11 protein-coding genes are annotated in these 14,332 nt (G+C 65.4%); 5 read left to right on the top strand and 6 right to left on the bottom strand.

The features are described from left to right. Window positions 1–155: 155 nt before the first annotated feature. Genes aroE through VEIS_RS10730 form a run of 3 tightly spaced genes read right to left on the bottom strand, consistent with a single transcriptional unit; the run spans window position 156 to window position 4,013 of the window. On the bottom strand, window positions 156–1,022 hold the full coding sequence (gene aroE / locus VEIS_RS10740; protein ID WP_011809951.1) for a shikimate dehydrogenase: 867 nt from the start codon (window positions 1,020–1,022) through the stop codon (window positions 156–158). 9 nt (window positions 1,023–1,031) lie between these two features. Continuing rightward, window positions 1,032–1,895, bottom strand: coding sequence for a TonB family protein (locus tag VEIS_RS10735; protein WP_011809950.1), 864 nt, complete (start codon window positions 1,893–1,895; stop codon window positions 1,032–1,034). A gap of 9 nt (window positions 1,896–1,904) precedes the next feature. Continuing rightward, window positions 1,905–4,013 (bottom strand): ribonuclease catalytic domain-containing protein, encoded by a 2,109-nt coding sequence (locus VEIS_RS10730; protein WP_011809949.1) that lies wholly within the window; start codon window positions 4,011–4,013, stop codon window positions 1,905–1,907. Between the two features lie 124 nt (window positions 4,014–4,137). Here VEIS_RS10730 and VEIS_RS10725 point away from each other — a divergent pair, with 124 nt between their 5' ends. Beyond that, the gene (locus VEIS_RS10725; RefSeq protein ID WP_011809948.1) at window positions 4,138–5,886 is read left to right on the top strand and encodes a Wzy polymerase domain-containing protein; all 1,749 of its coding nucleotides are present in this window, start codon (window positions 4,138–4,140) and stop codon (window positions 5,884–5,886) included. Between the two features lie 78 nt (window positions 5,887–5,964). Here the strand turns inward: VEIS_RS10725 and VEIS_RS10720 are convergent, their stop codons facing one another. Together VEIS_RS10720 and VEIS_RS10715 are read right to left on the bottom strand one after the other, a co-directional pair. Beyond that, window positions 5,965–7,074 carry an acyltransferase family protein gene (locus VEIS_RS10720; RefSeq protein WP_198137983.1) on the bottom strand — a complete coding sequence of 370 codons (1,110 nt, stop codon included), beginning with the start codon at window positions 7,072–7,074 and terminating at the stop codon, window positions 5,965–5,967. After that, window positions 7,025–8,104: an acyltransferase family protein gene (locus tag VEIS_RS10715; protein ID WP_011809946.1), complete on the bottom strand. Its 1,080-nt coding sequence runs from the start codon at window positions 8,102–8,104 to the stop codon at window positions 7,025–7,027. Before VEIS_RS10715 ends, VEIS_RS10720 begins: the two co-directional genes overlap by 50 nt. A 271-nt stretch (window positions 8,105–8,375) precedes the next feature. Between VEIS_RS10715 and rodA the strand changes: the two genes are divergently transcribed. The 3 genes from rodA (at window position 8,376) to VEIS_RS10700 (ending at window position 12,410) form a co-directional block, all read left to right on the top strand. Then, window positions 8,376–9,599 carry a rod shape-determining protein RodA gene (gene rodA / locus VEIS_RS10710; protein WP_049773873.1) on the top strand — a complete coding sequence of 408 codons (1,224 nt, stop codon included), beginning with the start codon at window positions 8,376–8,378 and terminating at the stop codon, window positions 9,597–9,599. Further along, window positions 9,596–11,086, top strand: a complete 1,491-nt coding sequence (gene tldD / locus VEIS_RS10705) for a metalloprotease TldD (RefSeq protein ID WP_011809944.1) — start codon at window positions 9,596–9,598, stop codon at window positions 11,084–11,086. The genes rodA and tldD overlap by 4 nt, the downstream gene beginning before the upstream one ends. A 208-nt stretch (window positions 11,087–11,294) precedes the next feature. Next, a complete protein-coding gene (locus VEIS_RS10700) occupies window positions 11,295–12,410 on the top strand; it encodes a 3-deoxy-7-phosphoheptulonate synthase (RefSeq protein WP_011809943.1) in 1,116 nt (371 codons plus the stop codon). A 277-nt stretch (window positions 12,411–12,687) separates the two neighbouring features. Here the strand turns inward: VEIS_RS10700 and VEIS_RS10695 are convergent, their stop codons facing one another. Further along, window positions 12,688–13,362, bottom strand: a complete 675-nt coding sequence (locus tag VEIS_RS10695; protein ID WP_011809942.1) for a GntR family transcriptional regulator — start codon at window positions 13,360–13,362, stop codon at window positions 12,688–12,690. A gap of 175 nt (window positions 13,363–13,537) precedes the next feature. On the opposite strand from VEIS_RS10695, the gene VEIS_RS10690 reads away from it, so the two are divergent. Beyond that, window positions 13,538–14,311, top strand: coding sequence for an SDR family NAD(P)-dependent oxidoreductase (locus VEIS_RS10690; RefSeq protein ID WP_041949959.1), 774 nt, complete (start codon window positions 13,538–13,540; stop codon window positions 14,309–14,311). The last annotated feature ends 21 nt before the right edge of the window (window positions 14,312–14,332 follow it).

Raw genomic sequence — 14,332 nt, 5'->3', positions numbered from 1 at the left:
TCACGACGCAATCATGCAGGCGGCTGCACGCCGGATATGCATGGGTTTGAATGCGATGGGCAGGTGTATCGAATCGATCGGGATCGGCGCATGCCGGGTTTCCGGGTTCAGGCCACAGGCCACCGCAGGCCGCCGGCTTGGGCCGGCATCATGCATCACCGGTCGGCTCCGGAGGCCGGCTTGGCTGCCGCCTCTTGCAGTTCGGCCAGCACCTGGGCCGAGGGGGGGCGCAGGCCGCGCCAGAGCCAAAAGGCTTCAGCCGCCTGCTCGACCAGCATGCCCAGGCCGTCGCGTGGCCTGGCGCCATGGCGGCGGGCCCAGTCGAGAAAACCCTGGGCGGCAGGGCCGTACATCATGTCGTAGGCCAGGCTGGCCGGGCGCAGCACGCTGGCGGGCACCGGCACATCGGCACCGGCCAGGCTGCTGGCGCTGGCGTTGATGATGATGTCGAAATCGGCCAGAGGCGCCTGCAGGCCGCACGCTTTGAGCTGTGTTTTCCGTAGCGCCGCCAATGCGCTGTGCGATTGCACCAGGGCCTGCGCCTTGGCCAGGGTGCGGTTGGCCACGGTGATGTGGCGCACGCCGGCGTGCAGCAGCGGCCCGAGCACGCCAGCGGCGGCGCCGCCTGCGCCCACCAGCAGCACATCGCAGCCGGCCAGCGCAATGCCTGCATTGCGCGTGATGTCGGCCACCAGGCCCAGGCCGTCGGTGTTGTCGGCGCTGATGCTGCCGTCCGCGTGCAAGCTCAGCGTGTTGGCGGCGCCCGCCAGTTGCGCGCGTTCACTGCAAGCGGTGGCGCAGCGCAGCGCCTCGGTCTTGAATGGCACGGTGACGCTACAGCCGCGCCCGCCCTGGGCGGCAAAGTCGCGCAGGCCCCGGGCAAAGCCGTCGATGGGCAGCAGGCGGCGCTCGTAGCGGATGCGCTCACCGGTGAGTTCGGCAAAGCGGGCGTGGATGGCGGGCGAGCGGCTGTGCGCTATCGGGTTGCCCAGCACGCAGTACAGGTCGGCGGTTTGGCGCATGGTGCCGCACTATCTGGCGCTGGTTTCCAGCGTCTGCTCACGGGTGAATTTGAAGCGCGCCACCATCGCGATCTGATCGGCCTTTTTGCGCATCTGCGCGTCAAAGGCGCCAAACGGGCCGGCGGCGCGCGCAATGGCCTGGGCGCGGCGGTCGAGCGTGGCGTTGCCCGAGCCTTGCACGACTTCGGTGGCCAGCACCTGGCCGTCGTAGTTGACGGTGACGATCATCGTCAACTCGCCATACAGCTTGTGGCCACCCTGCTCGGGGAAGTTCTCGGTGCCCTTGTCTTCTACCTTGCGGCGCAGCGCGTCGTAGTACACGGCGTAGACTTCTTCGCGGGTGGCGGGGCTGATGTAGCGCTTTTTCGGGCGGGCGTTTTCTTCGTTGATGCGCTTTTCGATCTCGGCCAGCAGTTTGACGAACTGCTGGCGCTTGGCCGGCTCGTCGACCGGCGCGCCGGCCTGTTCGTCGCTCTGGCGTGGATCGGTGGCGGGCAGGCTTGCCAACTGCTGGCGCAACTGGGCCAGCAGTTGCGCCTGTTGCTGCTGCAGCGCGTCCACCTTGCGCTGCGTTTGCTCGAAATCGTCGCCGACGGCCGTCAGCGCCGAATAGGGCAACGGGCTGCTGGCCCGGCCCTGGTCGGCAGCGCCGCCGCCGGCCAATGCGGTCTGCGCAATCGCCTGGGCCTTGTCGGGGCGTTCGTTGGACTTGGCGTTGACCAGGATGACTTCCAGCGGCAGGTCCTGGAACATGCGGCTGACGCCCTCGGGGTCGATGAAGCGCACCGAGAGCAGCGCCGCATGCACGGTCACCGAGATACCGAGCGCCAGTTGCAATGTGCTGCAGGTGCGAAGGAAGGCGGGTAGTTTCACGGGGGCTGATTATCGGTCTTCCCGGCCGCTGGCGGATGGGCCGGGGTCGGGTCCGGGGTCGATATCAGGCTCGTCGACCTGCACCGCAATTGCGATCGGGCCGGCGACGGGGGTCTCGTCCTGCGCGTCCTCGGCCTCTGCCAGCGGGCCGTCATCGCTGCGCTGCGCCGGGTCGTCCAGGCGTTCGAGGACGGTGCCATGGAGGTCCAGCGTGATCTCGTCGATCGCACCAAGCCGAACCTTCAAGCGCGCGCCGCGCGGCAGTTGCTGCGCGCCCAGCACCGGAAAGACCAGCGGGAGCTCGTCCGCCCGCACCAGCGGGCTGCCGCCCTGGCCTTCCTTGATCACCGTGGCATTGATTTCGGCGATGCCGTTTTGCGCCAGGTATTTCAGCGTCCAGAAGCGCTCCATGCTGGCCTGGTGGCCGTTGTAGGCGCTGTAGGCGGCGTCGAAGCGGGTAATGATGGACAGCAACTCGACATCCCTGGGCTTGAAGGGTGCGGCCAGCGCGGCCATTTTGCCGTTGCGCGCGCAGGCAATGATCTGCCACTGGTTGACCAGATCGGTGTAGCGGCGCAGCGGCGAGGTGGCCCAGGAATACGCAGCGACCCCGATGCCCGCATGGGGCAGCGCCTTGGTGCCCATGCGCACCTTCACGCCGGGCGCCATGCTGGCCTGGCTGCGGTAGATGCCGGGCACGCCCAGTTCGGCCATCCAGCGGCCCCAACTGCTGTTGGCCACGATCATGGCCTCGGCCACGATCAGATCGAGCGGCGCTGCGCGCTGGCGCACGCTGATTTGCACCTGCTCGTTGCCGCCAGGCTCGGCGCCTCGTTTGCCGAGCAGGCGAAACAGGTAGTCCGGCCGGTTGAAGTTCTCGGGCTTGCCGCGCACCAGTTCGCGGCGGGCCTTCATGTGCTTCGCCAGACGGTATAAAAATGATAGCTCCGCACGCAGACCGGACACGCACTGCGGGGTCTGTGGGTGCTGAAAGCCGGGGTCGGTCAGCCAGGCCTCGGTGACCACGGTGTCGAGTTGGTCGTGGCGCAGGTTGGCCGCTATGTGCACGCGGTCGAGCCGGGTCTCGGAGTCTTTGAATTCCAGCGTCGCCTCGTCGATGCCGATGTACAGCGACACGGCCGGGCTGGCCCGGCCGGCGTCCAGCGTGCAGGCTTGCACCACCTCGTCGGGCAGCATGGTGATCTTGTGGCCCGGCATGTACACCGTGGACAGGCGTGCGCGGCCGATCTGGTCGATCGCACTGCCCGGCGCGATGGCCAGGCCCGGCGCGGCAATGTGGATGCCCAGCACCACGCTGCCCGTGCCCAGGCCCTGCAGCGACAGCGCGTCGTCGATCTCGGTGGTCTGCGAGTCGTCGATCGAGTAGGCCTGCGCGGACGACAGCGGCAGCGCGTCGGTCATGGCCGCCATGGCCGGCACCGCCGCAAAGCCCGTGCCCTTGGGGAAATGCTCGAACAGGAAGCGCTTGTAGTGGAACTGGTAGGCCGAGTCGATCGCGCCGGCCTTTTGCAGCAAATCCAGCGGCGCGCGGTGCGTGGCGCAACTGGCCTGGACCACGGCCTTGTACTCGGGCGCGTTCTTGTCCGGCTTGAACAAAATTTTGTACAACTGCTCGCGGATCTCTGGCGGGCATTCGGCCCGGCCCAGGGCGGCGGCCCAGTCGCCGATCTGTTGCTGCACCGCCTTTTTCTTCTCGATCGCCGCCAGGGCCTGGCGCAGGATGTCGGCGGTGGCCTTTCTGAAGCGGCCCTTGCCGGCGCGGCGGAAATAATGCGGCGCGTCGTACAGGCACAGCAACGCGCCGGCCTGCTGGGCCAGCGTGGCCTTGGCCGAGAAATAGTCGCGCGCCAGGTCGGCAAAGCCGAATTCGTCGTCGGGGGCGAATTCCCACGCCAGGTCCAACTCGATCGATTCGGCCACCGCCCGGGCCTGGGCCAGCAGTTCGGCCGGGGCCGGTTGCTCGAATTGCAACAAGATGCTGGCGGCCTTGACCTTGACCCGCTTGCCCGAATCGAGCTCGACATGGGCCGAGCCCCCGGCTTCGGACAGGATGCGGCCGGCCATGAACTTGCCGGCTTCTTCAAACAATGCGTGCATGGCGCGGATTGTCCCATGGCAAGCGGACGCGCACGGATATCATCCGCAGCGCCTCTTGGCCGCCTTGGGCCGCCTTGCCCCTGCACGCCCCCGCACGCCACTGCACGCCCATTTCTGCGCCGACATGCCCTTTGCCGCCATTGCCACACCGCCGCGATTGCCGGGATTGCTGACCGTGCTGGCCGTGGCGTCGCCGTTCCTGTTTTGTTTCACGCAGGATCCGATGAGCAACTTCTGGCCGCTGCTCTTTTCCTGGGGCTGTGCCGCGCTGCTGGTTTTGCAGGCCCTAGTGTCGCGTCACCGATCATCTGTCGATCTGCGCTGGCCATCGAAGCGCATCGCGGCGTTGCATCGCTTGCCAATACAGCTCGGTATGGGCAAGCGATGCGCCTTGCGCTGCGCTCCGATGGCTGCGCGCAGCCTACGACATCTGATCGGTGACGCGACACTAGCGCGCCGGCCTGCCGTGGCCACACCCGAAGCCAGGCCCGAGGCCGGATCTGCCTGGGCCATCGTTGCCGCCGGACCGCTGGCGACCGGCTTGCTGTGCGCCGCGCTGCTGGCGAGCGTCATCGGGCTGCTGCAATACTTCCTGGGGGACACCCATATCCCCGGCTTGCAGCCATCGACGCCCGGGCAGGCCATCGGCAACCTGCGCCAGCGCAACCAGCAGGCCTCCCTGATCAGCATGGGCCTGTGGGCCTTGCTATGGCTATTGGAGCACCGGTTCCCGGCGCCGATGGCATGCCGCCGGGTGGCACGGTGGGGGTGCCATGGGTTTGGCGTCGCCGCGCTGGCGCTGCTGGCTGCGGCCAGCGCGGCCACCGCGTCCCGCACCGGGGGGCTGCAGTGGCTGCTCGTGCTGGGCGCATGCGCGCTATGGCCCGGGGCGCAGGGCTGCCGGGGCTTGGCCCGGGGCTGGGCGCCGCTGGCGCTGGCGTCGTATGTCCTGGCCGCATGGGCCATGCCGGTTGTGCTGCTGGCTTGCTGCGGGGCAGTCACCGAAGGGCTGTTCACGCGCCTGATTGCCGCGCCAACCGGTTGCAACAGCCGCAGCGTGCTGTGGTCCAACATGCTCCACCTGATCGCGCAAAAGCCCTGGACCGGATGGGGCTGGGGCGAACTGGACTACGCCCACTACGTCACCCTGTTCCCGGGAGAACGCTTTTGTGCGCTGCTGGACAACGCCCACAACCTGCCCCTGCACCTGGCCGTGGAACTGGGGCTGCCTGCCGCCTTGCTGCTGTGCGGCCTGGTGCTGGCCTGGGTGCTGCGCAGCCGGCCCTGGCGCGAACGCGATCCGGCCCGGCAGTTGGCCTGGGGCCTGCTGGCCATCATCGGCGTGCACAGCATGCTGGAATTTCCGCTGTGGTACGGGCCGTTCCAACTGGCCACCCTGCTGGCCGTAATGCTGCTGTGCCCGTGGCCGCTGCCCCGCCGGGCCTGCGCCTCGGCCCTGCGGCCCGGTGCCGCCCTGATCACGGCGGCCGCCGTGGCGCTGGGCGCCTATATGGGCCGGGACTATTACCGCATCAGCCAGCTCTACATGCCGCTGGCCGAGCGCGATCCGGCGCTGCGCCACGACACCGTCCGCAAGGTCGGTGCCACGCCGTTCTTTACCAACCAGGTCGATTTTGCGCTGCTGACGACCCTTACACCGACACGGCAGAACGCGGGGCAGGTGTTTGCGGTCGCCAATAAACTGCTGCACTTCTCGCCCGAACCGCGCGTGATCCGGCCGCTGATCGAAAGCGCGATGCTGCTGGGCCTCGACGATGAGGCGGCCTTTCACATGCAGCGCTACCAGGCCGCTTTTCCGGCAGATTTTGCGCGCTGGCAGGCGCCCGCTCGGCGCGTTACGGCGCCGCGCTGAAAGCGCTCTGGCCAGTGCAAGATGCGCAGCGATGCATGCCCCCACGGGTGCATGGGAAAGGAGGCGGGCGGTTTTGCTTCAAGCATATCCTTGCCGGCGATATGGCTTCAACCGGATCGCCGGGTGCTCCAGCATGTGCCAAGACAGGTATGCCAACAACAAAGTCACGGCATAAGACATGGAAAACAGCAGCGCATAGCTTGTCGCTGCTCCGATGGCAAACACCATTGCCTGCTGAATCGGGAATGCGTACAAATACAGGCCATAGGAAAAATCGCCATATTTGCCAAAACTCCTCAGGCATGGCGTGCTGCTGCTGCCGAACAGCACCACGGCATACGGCAAGAATATCCAGACCGCCAGGCCGGTCAGTCCGATGGCATGGTATACGATGGCCAATGAGGACACGAGCGCCAGGACCAGTTTCTTGTGCGGCATCCAGTGCATCCTGCCGGCCGACAGGCATACTCCGTAGCAAAAATACAGACCGAATTCGACATACGAAAAAATCTCTTTGGTCAGGATGTGCAGATTGAATGCCAGCGCTATCACGGCGATATGCAATACGACGAACAGGCCGCCGAACCGCGTCATTCCGAGGCTGCCGATGATTACCAGGAAAACATACCAGAACACTTCGATAGGGATGGTCCACAGCGAGCCATTGACAGTCACCGGGTACGGATTTTTTTCAAAAACACCCGGCAAGCCATAAACAATTTTCAGCCACAGGATTTTGAAGTATCGGAGAAAACCCGGATCCGTGTAATACGCTTGCGCATCCATGCTGCTGACCATGGGGCCAATCACCAGCGCGGCAAATATCGTCACCGCCGCCAGTCCGGGCCAGATCCTCAAGAACCTCTTGATGGCAAATCTGAAAACGTTCGGGTCCCTGCGCCAGCTTTCGGCAGTCAAATAGCCGCTGATCGAAAAGAATATATAGACGCCCAATTTCCCGGAACTTCCCACGAAACTCAATTCAACCTCCCCTCGGCCCGCAAGCACCGATTGGTGGCTGATGAAAACCAGGAAGGCGGCCAGCCATCTCAGGAAGTCGAAGTTGTTGCCTTGGTCATTTTTCATTGCGTTGGACATGAATGCCTTGTCTACCCGATCTGCGCCATTTGCCACGGGCTCATGCATGAGCCGCACCATGCCGGCGCCTCCAGCCGGATACTTTTTCATGAATGGTTTTCTCCACGAAGACATGCCAGAGATACGACAAGGCAATGATCGCGGGAATGGTGGCCATCGTGTATGCCGCAAGCAGCGCCTCGGTTTCAAGGGACAGTGCCTCGGTGCCAATGTATCTTGCGCGAATACTGCCAAACACATCCAGCAGGAATGGATGAATCAAATACAGGCTGAAGGAGGCATCGCCAATGGCCACGAGAATGCGCGGCGCCTTGACCGCCAGGGCATTGAGCAACAAAAACACCAGCAATGCCGACAGGCCAAAAATGCCGAAAGTTGCGGCCCTCAGGATTTCGACCCTGTCATGCAACGGCGACATGGTTCCGACGGTGTATGCCAGAACTCCGGTCACAAAGCACAGGAATGCCCCCAATCCTGCCGACCGGGGGCTGATCTTTTTTTCATCAAAGACCATCGCGACAAACACACCAAACAAAAACTCTACGCCCATGCCGGTCAGCGGATAGCGCAGTGGCTGCATGCCGGCAACCACGGTGTCGTATCTTTCTTTCACATAGAAAACATTCCATGCCAACAGCACGAGCATGATCGCTATATAATAGCCTTCCGCATTCCTGAAAAACCGCAAACCCAGCACCACCCAGGCATAGAACCATAGCTCCAAAGCCAGCGACCATGCGGTCGGCATCATGTTGTCCGTCATGACGGGCGACAACAGGAAAAGGTTTTGCAGCACCAGCGACAGCATCAGTGGCTGTTTGCCGGTCAGCCAACCCGGAATCAGGTACAGCAACAAAAAAGCCGGCCAGTATCCGCCGAAAATCCTGATCAGACGGTTCGCGGTAAAATCAGCCACAGACCCCGCCCTTGCGGCCGAGTGGTAAATCACGAAACCGCTCAGCACAAAGAAGATATCGACGCCGCAAAAGAAGAAATCAAACATGCCGGCATGCTGCCTGAGCCAACTGCTGGTCTCGATATGGGGACGGGCGTGAAACAGCAGAACCATTATCGATGCAACCGCCCGCAATACCTGAAGCCAGGAGTTTTTCGTATTCATTGCGATCCTTCCAAATCGGCTGCGCCGCATCGATTCATTATTGTTTGCAATTCATTGCCGGGAATGGCCTGAAACCCCTGCCCTGGGCGTAGCATAGCGGCCCGGCGGCGCCCCTTGGCCGATGAGGGCCATGCAGACGCCCACGCTGCGGGCGGCCCATGCGGGCGGGATGTGCAGAAACTGGGGCCGCCGGGGCCTGGAGCGCCGGCGCCACCGGACGGGTGACAGCATGACAGCATGGCAGCGTGGCAATCGCCGGATAATCGGGCATATGGCCGTCGTTCTCGAAAAACCCACGCTGTCCCGGCGTTTGCAGCCTTTGCTGCGCGGGATGGACCTGCCGCTGGTGCTGCTGGTGTCTCTGCTGGCCTGCGCCGGCTTGCTGGCCATGTATTCCTCGGGCCACGACCACGGCACGCGCTTTGCAGACCATGGGCGCAACATGCTGATCGCCGGCGCCATCTTGTTCGTCGTGGCCCAGGTGCCGCCGCAAAAGATCATGGCCTGTTCCGTGCCGCTGTATGTGCTGGGCGTGCTGCTGCTGGTGGCGGTGGCGCTGTTCGGCATCACCAAGAAGGGGGCGCAGCGCTGGATCGATCTGGGCATCGTGATACAGCCGAGCGAGATTTTGAAGATCGCCACGCCGCTGATGCTGGCCTGGTGGTTCCAAAAGCGCGAGGGCAGCCTGCATCCGCTGGATTTTGCCGCAGCGGGGCTGCTGCTGGCGCTTCCGGTCGGGCTGGTGATGAAGCAGCCCGATCTCGGTACCGCGCTGCTGGTGCTGGCAGCGGGTCTGTCGGTGATCTTTTTTGCCGGCCTGTCGTGGAAGCTGATCCTGCCGCCGGTGCTGCTGGGCGGGGCGGGCATTTTGGCCCTGGTGCTGCTGGCCGACCCGTTGTGCGCCGATGGCGCGCGCTGGGTGCTGCTGCACGACTACCAGCAGCAGCGCATCTGCACGCTGCTGGACCCGACCCGCGACCCGCTGGGCAAGGGGTTCCACATCATCCAGGGCATGATCGCGATCGGCTCCGGCGGCATCTGGGGCAAGGGGTTCATGGCGGGCACGCAGACGCACCTGGAGTTCATCCCCGAGCGCACCACCGACTTCATCTTTGCCGCTTTCTCCGAGGAGTTCGGGCTGGCGGGCAACCTGTTCCTGATCGCCTGCTTCGTGCTGCTGGTCTGGCGCGGTCTGGCCATTGCCGCCGGCGCTGCCAGCCTGTTCGGGCGCCTGATGGCGGCGGCGGTGGCCATGATCTTCTTTACCTACGCTTTCGTGAACATGGGCATGGTCAGCGGCATTTTGCCGGTGGTCGGGGTGCCGCTGCCGTTCATCAGCTATGGCGGCACGGCCATGGTCACCCTCGGGCTGGCGCTGGGCATTTTGATGTCGGTGGCGCGGGCGCAAAAGCCCGGGCCGCAGACCCCGCGTCCGGCGCTGCCCGAAGGCGACGGGCGGGGGCCCCGGTCGGCGGCATCTAGAATGCCGCCATGACTTTGCGCCCCACCACTGCCCTTGCTGCGCCCCGGCGTGCGGCCACCAGCGAGCGCATCGATGTCGCCCGCGCCCTGCTGCTGACCCCTTTCGGGCTTGACGAGGGCCATCTGGCCCGCGCGCTGGCCGAGATCCGCAGCCACCGGGTCGATGACGCAGACCTGTATTTCCAGTACACGCGCAGCGAGGGCTGGAGCCTGGAAGAGGGCATCGTCAAGACCGGCTCTTTCAGCATCGACCAGGGGGTGGGGGTGCGCGCGGTCAGCGGCGAGAGGACGGCGTTTGCCTATTCCGACGACATCAGCGCCGCCTCGCTGCTCGACGCGGCCCGCACCGTGCGCTCGATCTCGTCGCAGGCGCAGGCAGGCAGATTGCGCGTTGCCAGCAAAAAGATAGCTGCCGGGCGCAGCCTCTATCCGGGCCTGGACCCGATCGCCTCGCTGGACAGCAGCGCCAAGGTGGCCCTGCTGGAAAAGATCGAACGGCGCGCCCGCGCCAAGGACCGGCGCGTGGTGCAGGTGATGGCGGGTCTGGCCAGCGAGTACGACGTGGTGCTGGTGGCCCGGGCCGATGGCACGCTGGCGGCCGACCTGCGGCCGTTGGTGCGGCTGTCGGTGACGGTGATCGTCGAGCGCCATGGCCGCCGTGAAATGGGCACGGCCGGCGGTGGCGGGCGCTTTGACCTGGCCCGGTTCGACGACGCGCAAATGGACCGCTATGTCGACGAGGCGGTGCATGCGGCCCTGGTGAATCTGCGGTCGCGCGCTGCCCCGGCGGGCGAGATGACCGTGGTGCTCGGCCCCGGCTGGCCTGGCATCTTGCTGCACGAGGCCATCGGACATGGCCTGGAGGGCGACTTCAACCGCAAGGGCGCGAGCGCCTTCAGCGGCCGGATCGGCCAGCGCGTGGCGGCCAAGGGCGTCACGGTGCTGGACGACGGCACCATCGCCGAGCGCCGCGGCTCGCTCAACATCGATGACGAGGGCCATGCCAGCCAGCGCAATGTGCTGATCGAGGACGGCATCCTCAGGGCCTACATCCAGGATTCGCTCAATGCCCGCCTGATGGGCTGCGCGCCCACGGGCAACGGCCGGCGCGAAAGCTATGCCCACATTCCGATGCCGCGCATGACCAACACCTACATGCTCGGCGGCGACAAGGAGCCTGCCGAGATCATCGCCAGCATCAAAAAGGGCTTGTATGCGCGCAACTTCGGCGGCGGGCAGGTCGACATCACCTCGGGCAAGTTCGTGTTCTCGGCCAGCCAAGCCTACTGGGTGGAAAACGGCAAGATCCAGTACCCGGTCAAGGGCGCCACCATCATCGGCAGCGGCCCCGAAGCGCTCAAGAAGGTCACGCTGATCGGCAACGACATGCGCCTCGATAGCGGCGTAGGCACCTGCGGCAAGGCCGGCCAGAGCGTGCCCGTGGGCGTGGGGCAGCCCACGCTGCGCATCGAGGGCCTGACGGTGGGCGGAACCGCATGACGCCGCGCGGCTGTGCTACATTGGCGGCCATGCAAGTGCTCCGCGCGTTTTATTTCCGGTTCTTTATCTCGCTTCCCGGCGGATGACGAGCGCGTGCACAGCCGATAGCAGGCTCCCCGCAGCAACCGCCGACGCTCCCAAAGCCCGGCGGTTTTTTTCATCCCGCCCGTTTTCCACCCACCACCAGCCACTCCACGAGGATGCAAGCATGACGGCCCACACCACCCCTGCCAGCGATGCCTGGTACCGCAGCGTCGAGAAAACCAGCCAAACCGACGACGAACGTATCAAGGACATCACCGTGTTGCCCCCTCCAGAGCATCTGATCCGCTTTTTCCCGATCCGTGGCACGCCGGTCGAGACGCTGATCACCCAGACCCGCAAGAACATCCACCAGATCATGACCGGCAAGGACGATCGCCTGCTGATGGTGATCGGCCCCTGCTCGATCCACGACCCGGCGGCCGCCGTCGAGTACGCGCGCCGCCTGATGGCCGCCCGCACCCGCTACGCCGGCACCCTGGAAATCGTGATGCGCGTGTACTTCGAGAAGCCGCGCACCACGGTCGGCTGGAAAGGGCTGATCAACGACCCCTACCTGGACGAGAGCTACCGCATCGACGAGGGGCTGCGCATCGCGCGCCAACTGCTGATCGAAATCAACCGCCTGGGCATGCCCGCCGGCAGCGAGTTTCTCGACGTGATCTCGCCCCAGTACATCGGCGACCTGATCAGTTGGGGCGCCATCGGTGCCCGCACCACCGAAAGCCAGGTGCACCGCGAGCTGGCCTCGGGCATTTCGGCGCCGATAGGCTTCAAGAACGGCACCGACGGCAACATCCGCATCGCCACCGACGCCATACAGTCGGCCAGCCGGGGCCATCACTTCCTGTCGGTGCACAAAAATGGCCAGGTCGCCGTCGTCAACACCAAGGGCAACAAGGATTGCCACGTCATCCTGCGCGGCGGCAAAACGCCCAACTACGACGCCGCCAGCGTCGCCGCCGCCTGCCAAGACCTGCAAGCGGCCAAACTGCCCGCGCTGCTGATGGTCGATTGCAGCCATGCCAACAGTTGCAAGCAGCACGAAAAGCAGCTCGACGTGGCCCGCGATGTCGCGGCGCAACTGGCCGCCGGCTCGCGCAGCATCTTCGGCCTGATGATCGAAAGCCATCTGCACGCAGGCGCCCAGAAGTTCACGCCCGGCAAGGACCAGCCCGGCGCGCTCGAATACGGCAAGAGCATCACCGATCCCTGCCTGGGCTGGGACGATTCGCTGCAAGCGCTGGCAGAGTTGTCCGCCGCCGTGCAGGCGCGCAGGTAAGGCGCCAGCCCCGGATCGCCTGCGGCGCCGGCCCACGGCAACGCCGGCCATGCCGGCCTGTGCCGTGGGGTAGCCGAAACCCGCCCGGCCCTGCCTGCCGCAGATGTTCGAGCAGCCGGGCTGCCGCATCGATGGCGGCCCGCTGGTGCGGCTGCAACCCTTGCTGGCCCCAGCAAGAGGCATCTGCCTGCCACGGATCTTCGACGTCAGCACGCCGGGGTTGTCGTAGAAAATCGCCTGCGTTCCATTGCCGCGACGCCATGGGCCGCCCGTCGTGTCACATATGCCGTGCCATCAGGCGCTCGAAGTTGCCCTTGAGGATCACGCCGGCATAGTACACATGCTCGCGCATCAGTTGCTCGGCGCGTGCGGCATCGCGCTCGTCGATGGCATCGACGATGCGGTGGTGGTCGCCATGCGAGCGCAGGATCACCGGGTGTTCGTCCCACAGCACGATGCGGCCGGACGCATAGGGAATGCGCTGCGCCTGCTCGGCAAAGCGGTCCAGCCAGGGATTGTGCGCGGCCTCGATCAGCGTGTTGTGCAGCGCCACGTTGATCTTTTGGTAGGGCTGGTGATCCTCGGGCTGCAGGCCCCCTTTGGACAGTATGCGGTCGCCATCGGCCAGGCAGTCCCTGAGCCGTTGCAACTGCTGCCCGGACAGCCCGCGCTGCGCCGCGCTGCGACAGGCCAGCCCTTCGAGCACCGCGCGCACCTCGTAGGCGGCCAGGATGTCGGCCAGCGCAAACTCCTTGACCAGATAGCCCCGCTTGGGCTGGTGATCGATCAGCCCTTCGCTGGCCAAGGTGGCCAGCGCCGCGCGCACCGGTGTGCGCGATACCCCCATGGTGAGCGCCAGCGGCACCTCCTCGATGCGTTCGCCGGGCTTCAAACGCCCGTGCAGCAGCCAGTCGCGCAAGGTTTCGGTGAGGTTTTGGGACAGTGTCTGCATGCCGCGTGGTGGGTCTGGTCAAAAGGTCTTCGTCTGCTCAGTGCATTGTCGTTCATGTATACGTGCATGCGATAAAAAGCGCATTCATGGTAAATACCGAGTCGATAAAGCCCATCATGTGTACATGATCGGGTCATCGGTCGATCCAGACCCGTTTCAACTTCCAGGAATCGGCATGACTTTCGCGGCAAGCCCGGCGCGTGTGGCTCTGGTGACAGGCGCAGGCAGGGGCATCGGCGCGGCCTTGTGTATCCATCTGGCCCGCAACGGGTTTCATGTGGTGCCGGCCGACATCGATGCGGCCAACGCCGACAAGGTGGCGGCCAGCCTGGGTGACGGGCACCTGGCGCGCGCCGTCGATGTGGCCGACGAAGCGGCCGTGACGGCACTGTTCGATGATGTCGAGACCCGCATCGGCCCGGTCGGGGTGCTGATCTGCGCAGCCGGCCTGCTGCTCCTGCCCGGTGGCGCGCGGCCGCTGATAGCGGATCTGCAGCTCGATACCTGGGAGCGCAGTTTTGCGGTCAACGCCCGTGGCGCCTTTTTGTGCAGCCGTGAATGGCTGCGGCGGCGCAACGCGCTGCCGGTCGAGCATGGCCGCGCGGTGTTCTTCGGCTCGGTCGCGGCGCAGTTGGGCGGCTACCGCTCCAGCGCGGCCTACATTGCTGCCAAGGCGGCGGTGATGGGTTACGCGAAAGCCTTCGCCCGCGAGGCTGCGCCGCTGGGCATGACCGCGAACGTGATCGCCCCCGGTTTGATCGATACCGAGATGCTGCGCAGCACGGTCACGGGCAGTGGCGCGCTGGCCGTCGCCGCGCAGAGCATCCCGCTGGGGCGCATCGGCACGGTGCAGGATGTGGTCGCAGCGGTCAGCTACCTGCTGTCGCCGGCGGCGGCCTACATCACCGGCAGCGTCATCGATGTCAACGGCGGCTACCGGATGCAATGAGTGGAACGCCCGTCACCCGCC

This window comes from Verminephrobacter eiseniae EF01-2 (assembly GCF_000015565.1).
Classification (GTDB): domain Bacteria; phylum Pseudomonadota; class Gammaproteobacteria; order Burkholderiales; family Burkholderiaceae_C; genus Acidovorax; species Acidovorax eiseniae.
The sequence above is the reverse complement of the archived record's forward strand: the minus strand, read 5'-3'. Positions and strand labels throughout refer to the sequence as shown.